This is a genomic window from Stenotrophomonas sp. CCNWLW57 (assembly GCF_037203925.1).
Lineage (GTDB): Bacteria > Pseudomonadota > Gammaproteobacteria > Xanthomonadales > Xanthomonadaceae > Stenotrophomonas > Stenotrophomonas rhizophila_A.
The window spans coordinates 693426-711156 of the sequence record NZ_JBBCBJ010000001.1 but is presented as its reverse complement, the minus strand read 5'-3'; the positions used below and the strand labels follow the sequence as shown (position 1 = coordinate 711156).

Sequence of the window (17731 nt, the reverse complement as noted above, 5' to 3'; positions counted from 1 at the left end):
CAATGCGTAGTTCCCTTTACCTGGCACTGGCCCTGGCACTTGGCGGCAGCATCGTCGCCGCCGCACCGGACGCCGCCGCACAGACACGCAGCGAAATGCGCAGGACCGCCGAAGGCAGCATGGTGCTGACCGGGCAGGTCAACATTGGTACCGAAGGGCAGGTGGAAGGCTTCGTGCTGGACCAGCGCGAAAAGGTGCCGGCAGAACTGGCCAGCTTCGTTGACCGCTCCGTGCAGACCTGGCGCTTCGAGCCGATCGTGCGCGATGGCAAGCCCGTGCGTGCGCGCACCCAAGTGTCCATCCGCCTGGTCGCCAACATTGGGCCCGACGGCAAGGACATGGTCACGCTCGACGCCGCGACCTTCGGCGGGTACGACGCCACAAGCACCGACCAGGTCACCTCGATCAAGATGGCGCCGCCGCGGTTTCCCTCGGTCGCACTGAACATGGGCGGAAGTGGCGATGTGATGTTGATCGTGAAAGTCGGCCGTGACGGCAAGGTCATGGATGTGATCGCCGAACAGGTCAACCTGCGCGTGCTCGGTGATGCGCGTCGCATGGAGCGCCTGCGCGAGGCGTTCGCGAAGCAGAGCGTGGACGCCGCACATCGCTGGAGCTTCCGCGCCCCCAGCACGGGTGACGAGAAGGACAAACCGTTCTGGTCCGTGCGCGTGCCGGTCAGCTTCGACTTTGGCGAAGTCACGCGTGGCTACGGCCAGTGGAACGTCTACATTCCGGGTCCGCGCGCGCATGCGCCCTGGCGGGAGGTCGGACCCGGCGAACAGGATGTGGCTGGCCTGCTGGCGGTCGGCGGCGTGTACATGACCGACGTCAGCAATGGCCCGCGCCTGCTGACCCCGCTGGGCGGGTAAGCAGCTGAAATACCGGATCGGCGCCGCGCGTCGATCCGGTTTGAGCGTCAACTTCCGGCCGGGCCGTCCGGCGCTGGATACACCACGGTCCGGTTGCGACCCTGTTCCTTGGCCATGTACAGCGCCTTGTCGGCCAGACGCAGCGCCTGCTGCGGGTCCTCGTGGTAGGACGGGTAGTGGGCCACGCCCAGCGATACCGTTACCGTGCCGACCTGTTCGAACACTTCTGCTTCCACCTGCAGGCGCAGGCGCTCGGCGATGCCCGCGCTGGCGGTGACGTCGATGCCGGGCAGCAGGATCAGGAACTCCTCGCCGCCATTGCGGCACAGCAGGTCGGTGTCGCGCGAATCGTCGCGCATCAGCTGGGCGATGCGCAGGATCACCGCATCGCCCACCGCATGGCCGAAGCGGTCGTTGATGGTCTTGAAGCGGTCGATATCCAGCGCGATGATCCCGAACGGCTGCCCGCGTGCCTGCCAGTCTTCCAGCCCCTCCTGCAGGCCGCGGCGGTTCTGCAGGCCGGTGAGCGGGTCGGTCATGCTGGCGCGGTTGAGTTTGCCGATACGGTCCTGCAGCAGGTTGAAGCTGTACAGCAGCGCCTGCTTGAGGTGCGCGGCCTCGTAGTACCACGCCTTGATGCCGGTCACGTGGCGGATGGCGATGCCGGTGTCGCGGTTCTGCACGTTGCGCGCCATCTGCCACAGCGGCAGCGAAATGCGCCGGGCGAACCACCAGGTAACCAGCAGCGACAGCACGCCCAGCGGAATGGCATTCCAGATCACCGCTTTCATCAAGCGCGACAGCGGCGCCAGCGTGGCCTCCGTCGGGCGCTGTGCCACCACGCCCCAGCCCACGCTGGGCACCGGCGCGTAGCCGGCCAGCATCAGCACGCCGTGGCTGTTGCGCACTTCCTGCGCGCCCGAGTGGCCTTGGCTCACCGCCTTCACCGCCGGGTTCTCCAAGGCGAACTGGCCAACCCGGGTGGGTTCGATGTGGTACAGGATGCGGCCATTGCGGTCGACCACGTACAGATACGAGCCGTCGCGGTAGTAGTGCTTGCCCAGCAGGCTCTGCAGGATGCTGCGCTGGCGCAGGTAGATGGTGCCGCTCACATAGCCTTTGTACTGGCCCTGCGGGTCGAAGATCGGGTGCGAGATGGCGACCAGCAGGCGGCCGGTGGCCGACTGGTAGGGATCGCTGATGTACGGCTCGCGGCGCTTGAGCGCCTCGCTGTTGCCTTGGCTGTTGAGCACCACGCCCTGCAGGGCCAGGCTCAGCGGCGAGGTGGCCAGCACCGTGCCGGCCGGGTCCACGATCAGTACCGAGTTGAAGCTGTTGGTCTGCAGCTGCAGGCGCGCCGCTTCGGCTTCCAGCTCGGCCCGGGTGTGCGCGCGCTGGCTAAGGCCGGTGGCGGCATAGGCCAACTGCTGCTGGGCCGACAGCACGAAGTTCTGGGTGCTCTCGGCCAGCTTGCTGGCGTACACCCGGTTGGATTCGAGCGTGGTGCCGATCAGCTGTTCGCGCTGCACGCGGTAGCTGGCATGCAGGGTGTTGGCCAGGGCGACCAGCGCGCTGAGCAGGGCAAGCGCCAGGATCAGCTTGCCCAGGTTGAGGCGGGAGGACAGCAGGGGCATGGCAGAGTGACCGGCAGGATGCTGCGCCAACCGGTCCTACCGATGAGGCTGCAACGGGGCGGATGAGGGGGTCCCGGCGCGGATTATCACGGATTCGCCGCCCAAAGGGGGGAGGTCCGGACTCAGCGTTCCATCCGCCTGCGCAGCACGCTGCGCACATTGGCCGCCATGCCCTCATCCAGCGGACCCAGCACGCCGCGCTTGCTGTCGGGGATATGTGCGTTGGCTTCGCCATCGGCGCTGAACACGTAGTGGTCGAACAGTGCCCGCCAGTGCCTGCGCTGGGCCGGCGGCAGCCCGCGCAGCGCGAGCAGCGACAGCATCAGGGCGTTCATCGGCGGGTCCATCCAGGCCGGCACCGGGCGCCACCAATAGTTCACCAGCACGTTGAAATCATCCAGCCCTTCCATGTGGTGCCACCACAGGGAAGGAATGAACACGGCATCACCGGGGCCCAGCTCGGCCACCTGCGCGCTGGCCATGGCCCGGGCAAAGCGCGGGAAGCGGTCCAGGTCCGGTTCGGCGAAGTCCACCAGGCTCACTGCCTGGCCGGCCGGGGTGAAATCCAGCGGACCGACATACAGGTTGCCGATCTGATCGGGCGGAAACAGGGTGACCCGGCGGCGGCCGGCGGCGACGCAGGCCAGGTTGTCCGGCACGTCGTGGTGGGCGGCGATGCGCGAGCGGTTGCCGATCCAGATGCTGGCCAGCGGTCCGTCCACGCCCAGCGCCAGCGGATTGTCCTGGCGGAAGCCGGGCAGGAAGCTGTCCAGCGTGGTCGAGGCCACGTAGATGGTGGGCGGTTCGGGCGTGCTGCGGTACTTGAGCAGCGTATCGAGCACCACTTTCAGCGCGATCTGCTCGCGGCGGAAGTTGAAGCCGCTCATGTCCGCGTTGTAGAAGATCCGCCCCTTTGCTGCGGGCGGCGCGGTCGTGGCGGTGACCGGCAGGGTGCCGTGGTCGTACTGCTTGAGGTGGGCGACCGCCGCATCGGCCGAGTCGCGCGCGGCGCCGACCATCGGCCAGTCCGCCACCAGCCCGCGGATCACCTTGGGCGTGGTCCAGCCCGGGAGAACCCCGGCCAGCCGGTGGCGGTCGAGGTCGCGCACTTCGTCGATCGGACCGGGCGTGGCAGGCATGGCAGGGTCGCTTGCAGGCGGTGGCGGTGTGGCGAGTGTAGACCCGCCACACCGCTGCTGCTCAGAACTTGTAGCGAACGCCGAACATGTAGCGCGGGCCGGTCTGGGTGGCGTAGCGCAGCATGTTGGTATGGCGTGCGTAGGTGCGCATGGTCTCGTCGGTGAGGTTGATCGCCTCCAGGCTCAGCGACAACTGCTCGCTGACCGCGTAGCTGATGTTGAGGTCGAGCTGGCCGTAATCATCGGTGTAGTTCGGGTTGGGACCCTGGCCGCCGATGCCGTTGAGGAACTTGTCGCGCCAGTTGTAGGCCGCACGGATCTGCCAGTTGTGCTTGTCGTAGAACGCCACCAGGTTGGCCGAATCGCTCAGGCCCACCATCGGGTACTGGTCGCCCAGGCTCTGGTTGTCGAAGGTCAGCCCCGACTTCACCTTGGTGTAGTTCGCCGCCAGGCCGAAGCCGGATTGGCCGAACAGGTGCTGCACCGCCACTTCCCAGCCATCGAGATGGTCCGAACGCTGGTTGGCCGGCAGGGTGATGTCGAAGCCGGCGACCGGGTCGCCGGGCTGCCCGACGATGGTGCCGGTGAGCTGGCCGGCCGAGTTGGTGCCGGTGGCGGTCACGCCCGGCTGGCCGTTGAAGTTGGTGAAGATGTAATCGCGGATGCAGGGCATGTCGCTCACCCCGCAGCCGGCTGCCAGCGCTGCGTTCCAGTAGGCGCCACCCACGGGGGTGTGCAGGTTGCCGGTATTCTCGCGGACGATGGTGTTGCTGATGAAGTTCTTGATGTTCTTGCGGAAGAATCCGACCGAGGCGTAGCTGGATTCGCCGTAGTACCACTCCAGCGACAGGTCGAAGTTGTCCGACAGCAGCGGTTCCAGCGCCGGGTTGCCGCGCGACCCGCTGCCACCCTGGGTGCGCACGATGTCGGCCAGCGACTGCCCGCTCTGGATCTGGTCCCACCCCGCGCGGCCCAGGCTGCGGCTGTAGCTGCCGCGCAGCGCCAGCGTATCGCTGATGTCCAGCTTCAGGTCCAGGTTGGGCAGCACATAGTCGTACTTGCCGCTGTCGCTGATGAAGCCGCTTTCGCTGGCGTATTCGATGTTGAGCTCGTTGGCCGAACTCCAGCTGATCCCGTTGGGCACGCGCACCATCGCGGTGGAATCCACGTCGGTCTGCTCATAGCGCACGCCGACGGCCACGTTCAGCGGCATCGACCAGTCGAACGTGGTGCGGTACTGCAGGAACGCGCTCTTGGACGTTTCGTTGGTGCGGATGTCCTGCGAATACTCGGTGGGAGCCACGTAGCAGGTCGGGCAGGCCGGGTCGGACGCGGTGCCGACCTGCGCGGCACGGTTGATCAGCCTGTCGAAATCGAACACCAGGAACTGGCCGGTCAGGCGCGGATCGTTGTGCCCCGAGAACGCATCGAAGTACCTGGCCATGTCGTCGGCGTACCAGATGCTGTCATCGTAGTCGGCCGGCGTGCCGAGGCCGCCCCAGCTGTTGCGCTGCATGATCGCCGAGGCCGAGCGGTTCTTGACGTCGGTGTAGCCCACGCCGAAATCCAACGCGGAGTAGTCGGCGAACGTGAAGGTACCGCGGCCCTGGTACTGTTCCACCTCGGACTTGTTGTAGCTGTTCTGGAACACCGAGCCGGTGACCAGGGCATCGGCCGCCTGCACGCCGCCTGGCGGCAGTGCGATGTTGATGATCGGCAGGTCGCCGCTGTAGTCGACCGTGGTCTTGCCGCGCACGAACGCGGCAACCCCGAGCACGCCAGCCGAACCATACGGGCTGTCGGGCTGCGATTCGCCGGTGGAGTGGTGGGCGTCGAAGTTCAGGGTCAACGCATCGTTGACCTCCCACTCCACGTTGAAGCCCAGCGAGTCCAGCGTGTTCCTGGTGGCCAGCTGCGCACCCCCCATCGACACGTCCGAATTGACCATGTCTTCGCTGTAGATGATCGGCGCGGCGACCGGGCCGTTGGTCCAGATGCTGTCGCCGGGGCCGTAGTTGAACCACACCGACAGCTCACTGCGCTGCTGCTGCACCTTGTTTTCCACATAGGTGTAATCCAGCGTGGTGGTCACGTTGTCGACCGGCTTCCACTGCAGGGTGGCCTGGCCGTTGGTGCGCTGGCGCTGCACGCCGTTGACGTTGTAGGCGGTGTTCTGCGGGCGGCCGTACACGTCATCGGGGCCGGGACGGTTCTGGATGCGGTCCGCGTAGCCCTGGCCCGGCTGCGGCAGCACGCGCCAGTCAGTGGTGTTGTCGCCTTCGAACGTGGCCCAACCTTCGGCCACTGTGGCCTGGTTGAAGCCGGAATCGCGCTCCTGGTAGCTGCCGCTCAGCATCACGCCCACGCGACCATCGGCATAGGTGTCACTGAAGATGCCGGAGATCTCACCGGTGTACTTCGAACCCTGCAGCGTGCTGGGCAGGTTGTCGTTGGAGGTGTCGTTGACGGCCTTCAGGCCGACGCTCACCACCGGCGCCGATTCGAGCGGGCGCAGGGTCTTGACGTTGATCGTGGCACCGATGCCACCGGTCGGGTTGTCGGCACGGGTGGTCTTGAACACTTCCACCGCCGAGATCGACTCGGAGGCGATGTTGGCGAAATCGAACGAGCGCGAGCCGGACAGGCCGGCGCCGCCGTTGCCCAGATTGGAGGCCGGCATCTGGCGGCCGTTGAGCAGCACCAGGTTGAAGTCCGGGCCGATGCCGCGCACGGTCACCTTGGAGCCTTCGCCGCTGGAGGTGCGGTCGATCGACACGCCGCTGATGCGCTGCAGCGATTCGGCCAGGTTGGTATCGGGGAACTTGCCGATGTCCTCGGCCACGATGCCGTCCACCACACCCTGGCTGTCGCGCTTGAGGTTCATGGACGAAGTGAGGCTGCCACGGATACCGGTGACCTGCACCGTATCAAGCGTGGCCGGATCCAGCCCTTCCGACGACGACGCAGCGCCGTCGCGGGTGGTGTCCTGGGCCCACGCCGGCCCGGCCAACACGGCGAGCAGCGCGGAAGTGAGCATTGCCTTGCGGGGTACGGCCTTGTACGTCTTCATTGCAGCTCCCTCCCCAGGGAAATCGGTAATGGCAGTCCTACGGCGTCTGACACGATTCAACAACGATGTGGGCGGATTGGGCCGATGCCTGACAGCGTTGTCAACAAACTGCCATGAAGCGCATCGTTCGCGGTGTCGCGCGTGGGTGTCCCTGCGTGTCCCGGGGCGGGTCGCTGTATACGCGCCAAACCCTGCAATGCGGGCCTTTCAGCCCTGTTTTACCGGGACGTCAAGCGCCCGATTCAGTCGGGTCTGCTCGTTGTGCAGTGCAGAACGAAACTGCGCGAAACCCGTTTTCGGGCAGGTTACGGTGACTGTCGCGTGTTCTGACCGGTTGTCTGACAGCGCTGGACAACAGGACGCCAAGCAGGTTCCATGTCTGGCCGCCGCATGGCTGGCATTCCCATCAGAAGGACAGGCAATGGACACTTCCACCGTGGTTCGCGGGCAGCACGTACAGAGCACCCGCATGGCACTGGCCGTGGTGACGGCGATCTTCTTCATGTGGGGCTTCATCACCTGCCTCAACGACATCCTGATTCCGCACCTCAAGGCCGCGTTCTCGCTGACCTGGGTGCAGGCGATGCTCATCCAGTTCACCTTCTTCGGCGCGTACTTCCTGATGTCGCTGCCGGCGGGCCGGCTGGTGGCTGCGGTGGGCTACAAGCGCGGCATCGTGGCCGGTCTTGCGATCGCCGGGGTCGGCGCGCTGCTGTTCTGGCCGGCGGCCGCGCTGCATGTATACGGGCTGTTCCTGGGCGCGCTGTTCGTGCTGGCCACCGGCATCACCGTGCTGCAGGTGGCGGCCAATCCGTATGTGGCGCTGCTGGGGCCGGAGCAGACCAGCTCGAGCCGGCTCACCCTGGCCCAGTCGATGAACGCGCTGGGCACCACCATCGCCCCGCTGTTCGGCGGCCTGCTGATCCTGGCGGCCGAACCGCGCAGCGCCGAGCAGCTGGCGCTGCTGCCGCAGGCCGAAGCACTGGCCTACCGCGCCGCTGAAGCACAATCGGTGCAGGTACCGTACTTCGGCCTGGCCATCGCCTTGTTCGTGCTGGCCGCCGCAATCTGGATGTTCCGTCTGCCCAGCATTGCCGGGGTGGAAGACAGCAAGGAGCAGGGCACGCTCGGTGCGGCGCTGCGCCACAAACACCTGGCGTTCGGCGTGCTGGCGATCTTCTTCTACGTGGGTGCGGAAGTGTCCATCGGCAGCGTGCTGGTCAACTTCCTGTCCATGCCGGGCATCGGCGAAGGCCTGACTGAGCAGGCGGCCACGCGCTATGTGTCGCTTTACTGGGGCGGTGCGCTGGTCGGCCGCCTGGTCGGCACCTTCCTGCTGGCGCGCTTTGATCCGCGCCGCCTGCTCGGGCTGTTCGCGCTGGTGGTGATGGGGCTGCTGGCGGTGACCATGCTCGGCACCGGCGAGCTGGCCAAGTGGAGCGTGGTCAGCGTGGGTCTGTTCAATTCGATCATGTTCCCGACCATCTTCGCGCTCGCCATCGGCGGCCTGGGCCCGCTCACCGGGCAGGGCTCCAGCCTGCTGGTGATGGCGATCGTGGGCGGCGCGGTGGTTCCGCTGGCGGTGGGCTGGTTGGCCGACCACTACGGGCTGCAGGCTTCGTTCCTGCTGCCGATGCTGTGCTACCTGTTCATCGTGTTCTATGCATGGCGCGGGTCGCGCCGCTACGCCTGACCGCTCAACGGCGCCGGGGTGCGTGGGTGGATTCACGCACCAGCACCGCATGGTCCACGGTGACCATGCGGCCGGCGTTCGGCGAGCGGATGCGTTCGATCAGCTGTTCGGTGGCCAGCCGGCCCATCGTGTCGGTGGGCTGGCGCACCGTGGTCAGGGCCGGATAGATGTGCCCGGCAATGGGCGTGTCATCGAAGCCGCACACGGAAAGGTCGCGCGGCACGCGCAGGCCGCGCTGGCCAGCCACCCGGAACACCGCGGCGGCCATGTCGTCGTTGGCCGCGAAGATCGCGGTCGGCGGCTCGGGCAGGTCCAGCAGCGCATTGGCCGCGTCGATGCCCGACTCGAACGAGAACTGGCCGTTCACCACCAGCGCCGGGTCGTACTCGATCCCGGCCTCGCGCAGTGCCTGGCGGTAGCCGGCCAGGCGCCACTGGCAGGCGCCATGTGCGCGCGGGCCCTTGATGTGGGCGATGCGACGGTGGCCCTGCGCGACCAGATGGCCGATCAGTTCCACCACTGCGGTGGTTTCGTCCATGCGCACGCCGATGCGCCCTTCGGGATGGCGCGGTGCGATGCTGGAAAACGGAATCTCGTTGTCTTCCAGGTACGCCAGCACCACCGCATCGTCGGTCAGCGGCGGGATCAGCACCACGCCATCGGGCCTCGAGTTCTCGAACAGTGCGGCGAGGTCGGGCAGGGTGCGCCGGCCGATGCCGACCGGCCCCAGGATCAGGTTGTAGTGGTTGGCATGACAGGCTTCCAGCATGCCGTTCTGGATTTCCATCAGGTAGTTGCGCGAGGGGTTGTTGTAGACCAGCGCCAGTGCATACGAGCGCTGCCCGGCCAGGCTGCGCGCCGACAGGTTCGGTTTGTATCCCAGCCGGGAGACCGCAGCGAGCACGCGGTCGCGCGTTTCCACCCGTACGTTCGGCTCGTTGTTGAGCACGCGCGATACGGTCTTGATCGAAACGCCCGCAATGGCGGCGACATCCTCGATACGACTACGCATGGTGCGATGGATCCTCCTGGAGAGCCCGGCCGGCCGCTGCCGATGGTAATGCGCCTGAGTCGTTTCGGGATTACCGAAGCAGGCGGATGGTGCCACGTTGCGGGGTATTCGTGCACGGTCTGGATTTCCATGCGGCGCTGCAACAGCAACTGCGGATTCCCGGCGTGCGCGAAAAGACCCAGCCCAACAACGACGGGGATACCAGGACAAGCCGTTCGCCGACCGGTTGACAGCGCCCCGCCGGGCTTATATGACAGCGCTGTCACCGGAAGCGCCGAATCAGCCCGCGCCCGGTCCATCATCCGCACATTTTCTTGGAGGTAGATGCACGTGAGCAGCGCCCGGAAGACTCTTCTTACCGTCTGTGTCCTGACGGCATTGGCCGCCCAAGCGCATGCCGCGCCCGCCGCCGAGCGCCTGCAGGACTGGCCGAAGGTAACCAGCGCGATCGCCTCCGACCCGGCCATCGAAAGCCGCGTGCGCAGCATCCTTGCGGAGATGACCCTGGCCCAGAAGGTCGGGCAGATGACCCAGCCGGAGATCAAGCAGATCACTCCGGAGCAGGTGCGTACCTACTACATCGGCTCGGTGCTCAATGGCGGTGGCTCGTGGCCGGGCATGGACAAGCACGCCAGCGTGGCCGACTGGGTGAAGCTGGCCGATGCCTATCACGCCGCCTCGCTGGCCACCGACGCGCGCACCCCGGTGCCGGTGATCTGGGGCACCGATGCCGTGCACGGCCACAGCAATGTGTTCGGCGCCACGCTGTTCCCGCACAACATCGGCCTGGGCGCCACCCGCGATGCCGCGTTGATCGAGCGCATCGGCGCCGCCACCGGCAGCGCCACCCGGGCCACCGGCATCGGCTGGGTGTTCGCGCCCACGCTGGCCGTGGCACATGACCCGCGCTGGGGCCGCACCTACGAAAGCTTCTCGTCCGACCCGTCCATCGTGCGCGAATTCGCCACCGCCTACGTCAAGGGCGCGCAGGGCCGCTTCACTGGCGACGGCAACGTGGTGGCCACGGCCAAGCACTACATCGGCGATGGGGCCACCGACAACGGCCGCGACCAGGGCGAGGCCACGGTGGACAAGGCCACCATGATCAACGTGCACGGCCAGGGTTACTTCGGTGCGCTGGGCGAAGGCGTGCAGACGGTGATGGCCTCGTTCAACAGCTGGAACGACCGTGCCGGCGGCGTGGACTACGGCAAGATGCACGGCAGCCAGGCGCTGCTCACCGGCGCGCTGAAGGAAAAGATGGGCTTTGACGGGTTCGTGGTGTCCGACTGGAACGGCATCGCCCAGGTGCCCGGCTGCCGCAACGACAGCTGCGCCCAGGCGATCAACGCCGGCATCGACATGGTGATGGTGCCTGATGACTGGAAGGCCTTCATTACCAACACCATGGCCCAGGTGGAGAGCGGCGAGATTCCGATGGCGCGCATCGACGATGCGGTGACCCGCATCCTGCGGGTGAAGCTGCGTGCGGGCCTGTTCGAGCACAAGCCGTCCGACAGCCGCTTCGCGGGCGACGCCAGCGCCGTGCAGCACCGCGAGCTGGCGCGTGAAGCCGTGCGCGAATCGCTGGTGCTGCTCAGGAACCAGGACAAGGTGCTGCCGCTCAAGCGCGATGCGCGCGTGCTGGTGGTGGGCAAGAGTGCCGACAGCCTGTCCGACCAGGCAGGTGGCTGGTCGCTGACCTGGCAGGGTACCGAGAACACGAACGCCGATTTCCCCAATGCCGATTCGGTGCTGGGTGCGCTGCGCGCCGAACTGGGCACGCAGCAGGTGACCTACAGCGCCGATGCCAAGGGCATCGATGCGTCGGCGTTCGACGTGGTGGTCGCGGTGATCGGCGAAACGCCGTACGCCGAAACCAACGGCGACATCCTCGCCTCGGACACGGTCAGCCACAGCCGTGCGCAGCCACAGGACCTGGCCGTGCTCAAGGCCGCCGCCGCCACCGGCAAGCCGCTGGTCACCGTGTACTTCTCCGGCCGCCCGATGTACACCAACGACCTGCTCAACCTGTCGCAGGCGTTCGTTGCCGCGTGGCTGCCGGGTACCGAAGGCAAGGGCATCACCGACGTGCTGGTGGCTGGCATGGACGGCAGGCCCGCGCACGACTTCCACGGCCGGCTCAGCTTCCCGTGGCCGGGCGTGCCGTGCCCGGCACCGATCGACCGCCCGGACCCGAAGCGCCCGGACCTGTTCAAATTCGGCTATGGCCTGAGCTATGCCAAGCCCGCGCAGGTCGCGCGCCTGCCCGAAACCAACCCGGACCATTGCGGCGAAGTGACCACGCTGCCGATCTTCAACCGCGTGGATACCGCGCCGTTCTCGCTGCACATCGCGGCCGGCGGTGCCACCCAGCCACTCGGCAACGATCTCAACGCCAGCCTGCGCTGGCCCACCGCCACGCCGGTCGCCGAAGTGCGCACGGTGCAGATCAACACCCAGCAGGACGCCCGCGAAGTGACCTGGCTGGCCCCGGCGCAGCTGATCGGGCGCAGCACCTCGCGGCGCAACCTGGGCGCGCTGGCGCGCAGCAACGGCGCGTTGCAGTTCGACGTGATGGTGCAGCACCCGCCCGCCTCGCCGGTAATGGTGACCATGCAGTGCGGCACCGGCTGCGAGGGCGGGGTGGATATCGCCCCGGCGCTGGCAACGCTCACCCCGGGCCAGAAGCGCACGGTGACCATTCCGCTGGCCTGCTTCGCCAGCAAGGGAGTCGACCTGGGCGCAGTGGAAGCCCCGTTCGTGGTCAGCGCGGACAAGCCCTTCGCGGCGGCCTTCACCCAGGTGCGGGTCGCGACGAAGGCGGACAAGGCCGAGGGGGTGGTGGAGTGCAGGTGACGTGGGGGTCAGCCGGGCATTGCCCGGCTCTACCGCTGAGCTGATCGGCGCCGAGCTGCTACGGCCTTGCTGTCAGCGTCGGTGTCTGCTTGTTCCAGCAACAGGATTCGGATGCGGTTGCGGCGGCACTGAATGGTTCCGCCGTAGGCCAGCGGTCTTCCCGTCAGTCGTTCGATGGCTGCGGCCAGCGTCTCGCTGGAAAGGCTGTGGTGAGGGTCCTGTATGGCAACCGACACGACGATTCCCCCTGATATCGGCCGATGCCCCGCAGCGTGCGCGGATCTGTATCTGGCCCGGCTCGCGGTCCAGCAGCAGGGAAACTGCATCGATAATGGTGCGGTACGCGGCAAGCTGAAGGCCGACACTCAGCCTGCATGGGTCCCCCGTCAGTCGATGCGGTGCCACGCGCTCCGTTGCCTTCCATGCTTCATCAATACCGCCAATCTGGAGGGCGAGGTAGAGCCCTACGTGTTCCAGCGACGTTGGGTAGACCATCGTGACCTGCTCGCGGAATTTTCGGGAGTGGAGAGCGGTAACCTTCAAGAGGCCGCCTGCGAGATCCTGGTGGCCTTTGGTCTTGAGCCACTCAGCAACGTCGCTCAGTGAGGCATCGAAACCCTCGCTGAGCTGCCGTATGTCCAGCACCCGCGAGCGGAGTTCCTTCTCAGTGGCGGTATGAGCCGCTCTGGAGTGGCAAAGGGCTCGCTCTTTCTCAAGCTTGTGGATTCTGAGCTCTTGGTAATAGTGGGAGAAGCATGTGCCAACGGCCAGAAGCGCTATCCCAACCAGCGCCAGGCTCTGTTGGGCCGAAAAGGCCGCGGGATCGAAGGAGTCCGCCATACCCGACGCAGGCATGGTCAGGCGCACGATCAAGCTCCAGGTGGGCACGCTGACGGCAGCTCCCCTCCAGCCATGCATGCACGTCAAGGCGATGGCAGGCAGGGCGAGCAATAGAAGAATATTGGTTTTGGCCGGGCCAGGAGCCGCTGGGATCCAAAGCGCCGCGAATCCAACGAAGGCCATCAGAACGAGGCAGATCACTGTCGGCACCATCAGTCCGGTCTGCAGGACAAACGCCTCTTTCCGATGCGTCCAAAGCAGCGCCAGCGGCGCGATCGTGAGGATCCCTATGAAATCGCCTACCAGGAAGCGAACCGCGTCCGTACCAAACCCCGCCGCCGGAGGGTTGGGCCAGAGCAGGTATGGGATCAAAAGGTTCAATGTCGTCACCGTGACAGTCGACACGGCGGCTACACAAATGAGCCAGACACCTGCTCGTGAATTCATGATCCGCCGATGCAGGTGGGTGATCAACATGACCGCAGGCATCAGCACGGCCGAGCTGACGACGAACCACGTCCATCCGTAGCGGTCGATCAAGGGATATCGGGCGAACGCGAAGTAGCAGTACTCGCCGACGAGAAGGTAGGGCCAAAGTCGCAGCGGAGTGAGAAGGAGTGCTGCGATTCGTATGCCGGCGGGAAGATAGAACTGATCCATCGACACCTCGCGTGCTACCCAGTACGCAAATGCGTAGACAAGCGCGATGGCAAGGCCCAGTGGGTGAATGCGAAAGTTCAGATGCAGTCCGTTCTTCAGCCACTCCGTTTGCATGCGATTCTCCGTTCTGCCGAAGACGACACTCTGAGGATGCAGGTGGTCGTCGGGTGCGGACGGTATCGGTGAAATAAGCGCGATGCAATGGTTGTCTTGAATTATAGGAAAGATACGAGACTTGCAGAAATCGTGTGCTCTTGCGGGACGTCACACGCTGTTGGTGATGCTCGTCGATCTTCAATCTGGGCGGGAAGATCTCCCGGCGTCTGTATCGCAGGGGCATCGTGCATATGAATCAGAGGATCTTCAGGGGAACCCTCTGCTGAAGGAACTACGATTCATTCGGCACTGTTGCCACTCACCCAATGGAGGTCAACGTGAGGTTTTTGCCCATCTGCAGCGCGACGTCCGTGCTGCTTCTCGCCATGGCGCCGATGTCGGCCGCGGCTCAGTTGAGTGACCATCATGGGAACGAGTTGGCGTCCCACGGATTGGGGCAATCTCACCCGATGGCCAGTAACGCGAGCCAGGATCCGAACTGGCAGGTGTACGGCTTTGAGCGCGATGGAATCTCGTACTTCCAGGTGAATGATCTTGCCGGTCGGGTTCACGTGATCATCGGGCGAGCCGGCGACACGTTCTGGGCGTTGCCTGCTGGCGACGTGCCATTCCGTGCGTCTGTCCCGACGCGTCGTGAGTCCGTGCCAGAGGGCGCTGACAGCGCCGTGGTATTCCGGCATAAGGACTTCTCGATCGTGCGCTACGGGGTTGGAAAAGAGGCAGTGTGGTCGGTGGAGGTTCCCTGAGCCGCCTTGGAAAAGGCAACCTTGGAGAATGGTGTGGCCGCTCGGGTTGATGCGTGGATCAGGGGCGTCACACGGCCGGCCAACGGCGCGCGCGACCGGGATCGAGCTGAGCGGTCTCTGTCGGAGAGGTGACGCTTTAGGAACAGATTCAAAGAAAGCCTGCCGGATCGCGGGTAGTGTGCGGGTCATACGCACGCGGGGAACCGGCTATGACACTTGTTCACGTCCTGGGTGGGGCGTCGCTGCTGATCCTGGTGGCGGTGTCCACGGTGATCAGAGCCGGGATCGGGTTGGATTGGGGAAGTCCGGAACCAGCGGCTCCGGACGCTGCGGAAGAAACCGCTGCGGACGCGGTGGAGGCTGTGGAGGAGCCGGTAGCAGGGCTGGTTGCGCCACACTTCGGGCCATTGTTGGATCGGATGCGGCCTTGACGTGTGCCGACCAACGGTCGGCACCTACCGTCAGCCAGCGCCTATCGGTTGGGGCCCGAAACCATGAAAAAGGCCCCGCAGTGCGGGGCCTTTTTCTGTTTCGATGTGGGCGCCGGTCAGCGCTTCATCGAACCGAAGAACTCGTCGTTGGACTTGGTGTTCTTCATCTTGTCGAGCAGGAACTCCATCGCGGCGATTTCGTCCATCGGGTGCAGCAGCTTGCGCAGGATCCAGATCTTCTGCAGCAGCTCCGGTTCGATCAACAGGTCTTCGCGGCGGGTGCCCGAACGGTTGATGTCGATGGCCGGGTACACGCGCTTTTCGGCGATACGGCGGTTCAGGTGCACTTCGCTGTTGCCGGTGCCCTTGAACTCTTCGTAGATCACCTCGTCCATCTTGCTGCCGGTGTCGACCAGCGCGGTGGCGATGATGGTCAGGCTGCCGCCTTCTTCAACGTTACGGGCGGCACCGAAGAAGCGCTTCGGGCGGTGCAGGGCGTTGGCGTCCACACCACCGGTGAGCACCTTGCCGGAGCTGGGCACCACGTTGTTGTAGGCGCGTGCCAGGCGGGTGATCGAGTCGAGCAGGATCACCACGTCCTTCTTGTGTTCCACCAGGCGCTTGGCGCGCTCGATCACCATTTCGGCAACCTGCACGTGGCGCGCGGCCGGTTCATCGAAGGTGGAGCTGATGACTTCGCCGCGCACGGTGCGCTGCATTTCGGTCACTTCTTCCGGACGCTCGTCGATGAGCAGCACGATCATGTGCACGTCCGGGTGGTTGGTGGTGATCGCCGTCGCCACCTGCTGCATCAGCATGGTCTTACCGGCCTTGGGCGGGGAGACGATCAGCGCACGCTGACCCTTACCCTGCGGTGCCATCAGATCCATGATGCGGCCGGTGATGTCTTCGGACGAACCGTTGCCACGTTCCAGGGTGAAGCGCTTGCGCGGGAACAGCGGGGTGAGGTTCTCGAACAGCACCTTGTTCTTGGACGCTTCCAGCGGCTCACCGTTGATGGTGTCCACGATCGACAGCGCGAAGTAGCGCTCGCCGTCCTTCGGGAAGCGGATGCGGCCGGACAGGTGGTCGCCGGTGCGCAGGTTGAAGCGGCGGATCTGGCTGGGCGAAATGTAGGTATCGTCCGGCCCGGCCAGGTAGCTGGCTTCAGCCGCGCGCAGGAAGCCGAAGCCGTCCGGCAGGATTTCCAGCACGCCGTCGGCGGCCACGCCGTCGCCATGGCGGGTGAGCACCTTGAGCAGGGCGAAGATCACGTCCTGCTTGCGGGCGCGGGCGACGCCTTCGGAGATCTGCAGCTGCTCGGCGATTTCCAGCAGCTTCTGGGCCGGCATGCGCTTGAGGTCGCTCAGCGAATAGACCGGGAAGCCCTCGGGCACGTTGGCCTGCTGGCTGCGCACGAACGGCTGCTGTTCGCCATTGTCCTGCGGCATGCCGTCGTCGCGGAAGCCACCACCACCACCGCCGCGATTGCGGTCGCGGTCACGGCGATTGCGGAAACGGTCACGGCGGTTGCCCTGGCCCTGGCCTTGGTTCTGGCCCTGGTTCTGACCCTGCTGGTAGGGGTTCTGGCCGCCCTGCGGGTTGTTGTTGTTGTTGTTGCGCTGGCCGCCGTCGGCGGCGTCCTGGCCACCGCCCTGCGGGGCCGGGGCATCGCCGCCGGAAGCGGCCGGTGCCTGGGGGGGCTGCTGCGGCGCTGCCGGTGCAGCCGGCGCCGGCGCGACGGGCGCGGCAGCCAGGGGCAGGGCGTTCTGTTCGGGGGAAGACCCGGTGTCGGCGCTGCTGGCAGCGGCCTTGGCGACGCGCGGCTTGCGCACGCGCTTCTCGGCGGGCGCGTCGGCGCTCCCGGGTTCGGAAGTAGTGATATCGGACAAGTGCTGAATTCCTCGCTGGAAGGTGCGAGCGCCCGGCAGGGGCGGCGAACGTTGGGAAGGGATTCTGGAAAGAAACGTCGTCCAGAAGATGCGGCGCGCGAATGCGGCCGGATATGCCGACACTAACACCGGCTCGCGGCAGCGCGCAAGCCGGGTGGGGCAGGGTCATTCATGCGGGCGTGGGGCCCGCGGGGCAGCCGGGGTGGCCGGCTGCCGGGTGGCTCAGGCCAGGGCCTTGTCGAGCAGGCCGGCCAGCTGGGCCTTGCCGACGGCACCGATCTGCTCGCCAACCTTCTCACCGCCCTTGAACACCACCAGGTACGGGATCGAACGAACGTGGTACTTGGCCGCCAGTGCACGGTTGTGGTCCACGTTGACCTTCACGACCTTGGCGCGGCCCTGGTAGGCGTCGGCCAGCTCGTCGAGGGCCGGGGCGATCATCTTGCAGGGGCCACACCATTCGGCCCAGAAATCGACCAGGACCGGTTCCTTGGAATTCAGTACGGTGCTATCGAAGTCGGCATCGCCGACATGTACAACCTTGTCGCTCATCTTGGTCTCTCGTTTTGGAGTGCACCCGGCAGGGCCGGAGGGGTTGAACCTGGACAGGGCTGGGGGCCTGGTCCGCGTCTGCTGCCTCGTGGCCGCGGGTGCGGCCAGCGGTGCGTCCGATGGATGCCTGGACGCTCACGGCCGGCAGTGTACCCCTATCGTCGCGGGGCGACAGACACCGGTTGGAAAGAATCATCCTGTGACCGTCATCGCG

The 17731-nt window shown here is 65.9% G+C and carries 11 protein-coding genes; 4 read left to right on the top strand and 7 right to left on the bottom strand.

Translation table 11 applies throughout. The features are described 5' to 3' along the window. Positions 1–2 precede the first annotated feature (2 nt). Positions 3–872: an energy transducer TonB gene (locus tag V9K91_RS03105; protein WP_249833228.1), complete on the top strand. Its 870-nt coding sequence runs from the start codon at positions 3–5 to the stop codon at positions 870–872. A 47-nt stretch (positions 873–919) separates the two neighbouring features. On the opposite strand, the gene V9K91_RS03100 is transcribed toward V9K91_RS03105, so the two are convergent. From V9K91_RS03100 to V9K91_RS03090, 3 genes are all read right to left on the bottom strand, one after another. Continuing rightward, a complete protein-coding gene (locus tag V9K91_RS03100; RefSeq protein ID WP_095363125.1) occupies positions 920–2506 on the bottom strand; it encodes a sensor domain-containing diguanylate cyclase in 1587 nt (528 codons plus the stop codon). A 122-nt stretch (positions 2507–2628) separates the two neighbouring features. Beyond that, the gene (locus V9K91_RS03095; protein WP_095363124.1) at positions 2629–3645 is read right to left on the bottom strand and encodes a cupin-like domain-containing protein; all 1017 of its coding nucleotides are present in this window, start codon (positions 3643–3645) and stop codon (positions 2629–2631) included. A 61-nt stretch (positions 3646–3706) separates the two neighbouring features. Continuing rightward, entirely contained in the window at positions 3707–6715 is a 3009-nt protein-coding gene (locus V9K91_RS03090; RefSeq protein ID WP_210131198.1) for a TonB-dependent receptor, read from the bottom strand. Between the two features lie 421 nt (positions 6716–7136). Between V9K91_RS03090 and V9K91_RS03085 the strand changes: the two genes are divergently transcribed. Next, positions 7137–8408 carry a sugar MFS transporter gene (locus V9K91_RS03085; protein WP_336442669.1) on the top strand — a complete coding sequence of 424 codons (1272 nt, stop codon included), beginning with the start codon at positions 7137–7139 and terminating at the stop codon, positions 8406–8408. A 4-nt stretch (positions 8409–8412) separates the two neighbouring features. Here V9K91_RS03085 and V9K91_RS03080 read toward each other — a convergent pair whose 3' ends face one another. Beyond that, entirely contained in the window at positions 8413–9420 is a 1008-nt protein-coding gene (locus tag V9K91_RS03080; RefSeq protein WP_336442668.1) for a LacI family DNA-binding transcriptional regulator, read from the bottom strand. A gap of 330 nt (positions 9421–9750) precedes the next feature. Here V9K91_RS03080 and V9K91_RS03075 point away from each other — a divergent pair, with 330 nt between their 5' ends. Beyond that, positions 9751–12279 carry an exo 1,3/1,4-beta-D-glucan glucohydrolase gene (locus V9K91_RS03075; protein ID WP_336442667.1) on the top strand — a complete coding sequence of 843 codons (2529 nt, stop codon included), beginning with the start codon at positions 9751–9753 and terminating at the stop codon, positions 12277–12279. 72 nt (positions 12280–12351) lie between these two features. Here V9K91_RS03075 and V9K91_RS03070 read toward each other — a convergent pair whose 3' ends face one another. Further along, a complete protein-coding gene (locus V9K91_RS03070) occupies positions 12352–13893 on the bottom strand; it encodes an MASE1 domain-containing protein (protein ID WP_336442666.1) in 1542 nt (513 codons plus the stop codon). 320 nt (positions 13894–14213) lie between these two features. Here V9K91_RS03070 and V9K91_RS03065 point away from each other — a divergent pair, with 320 nt between their 5' ends. After that, positions 14214–14642: a hypothetical protein gene (locus V9K91_RS03065; RefSeq protein WP_337308173.1), complete on the top strand. Its 429-nt coding sequence runs from the start codon at positions 14214–14216 to the stop codon at positions 14640–14642. Between the two features lie 547 nt (positions 14643–15189). Here V9K91_RS03065 and rho read toward each other — a convergent pair. Further along, on the bottom strand, positions 15190–16965 hold the full coding sequence (gene rho / locus V9K91_RS03060; RefSeq protein WP_336442664.1) for a transcription termination factor Rho: 1776 nt from the start codon (positions 16963–16965) through the stop codon (positions 15190–15192). Positions 16966–17187: 222 nt separating this feature from the next. Then, complete coding sequence (gene trxA, locus V9K91_RS03055) at positions 17188–17517, bottom strand: thioredoxin (RefSeq protein WP_336442663.1); 330 nt, start codon at positions 17515–17517, stop codon at positions 17188–17190. Positions 17518–17731 lie beyond the last annotated feature (214 nt).

Excerpts from the sequence above, each read along its gene's own strand:
- V9K91_RS03105 (WP_249833228.1), top strand. The coding sequence starts at position 3 with ATGCGTAGTTCCCTTTACCTGGCACTGGCCCTGGCACTTGGCGGCAGC.
- V9K91_RS03100 (WP_095363125.1), bottom strand. The coding sequence starts at position 2,506 with ATGCCCCTGCTGTCCTCCCGCCTCAACCTGGGCAAGCTGATCCTGGCG.
- V9K91_RS03095 (WP_095363124.1), bottom strand. The coding sequence starts at position 3,645 with ATGCCTGCCACGCCCGGTCCGATCGACGAAGTGCGCGACCTCGACCGC.
- V9K91_RS03090 (WP_210131198.1), bottom strand. The coding sequence starts at position 6,715 with ATGAAGACGTACAAGGCCGTACCCCGCAAGGCAATGCTCACTTCCGCG.
- V9K91_RS03085 (WP_336442669.1), top strand. The coding sequence starts at position 7,137 with ATGGACACTTCCACCGTGGTTCGCGGGCAGCACGTACAGAGCACCCGC.
- V9K91_RS03080 (WP_336442668.1), bottom strand. The coding sequence starts at position 9,420 with ATGCGTAGTCGTATCGAGGATGTCGCCGCCATTGCGGGCGTTTCGATC.
- V9K91_RS03070 (WP_336442666.1), bottom strand. The coding sequence starts at position 13,893 with ATGCAAACGGAGTGGCTGAAGAACGGACTGCATCTGAACTTTCGCATT.
- trxA (WP_336442663.1), bottom strand. The coding sequence starts at position 17,517 with ATGAGCGACAAGGTTGTACATGTCGGCGATGCCGACTTCGATAGCACC.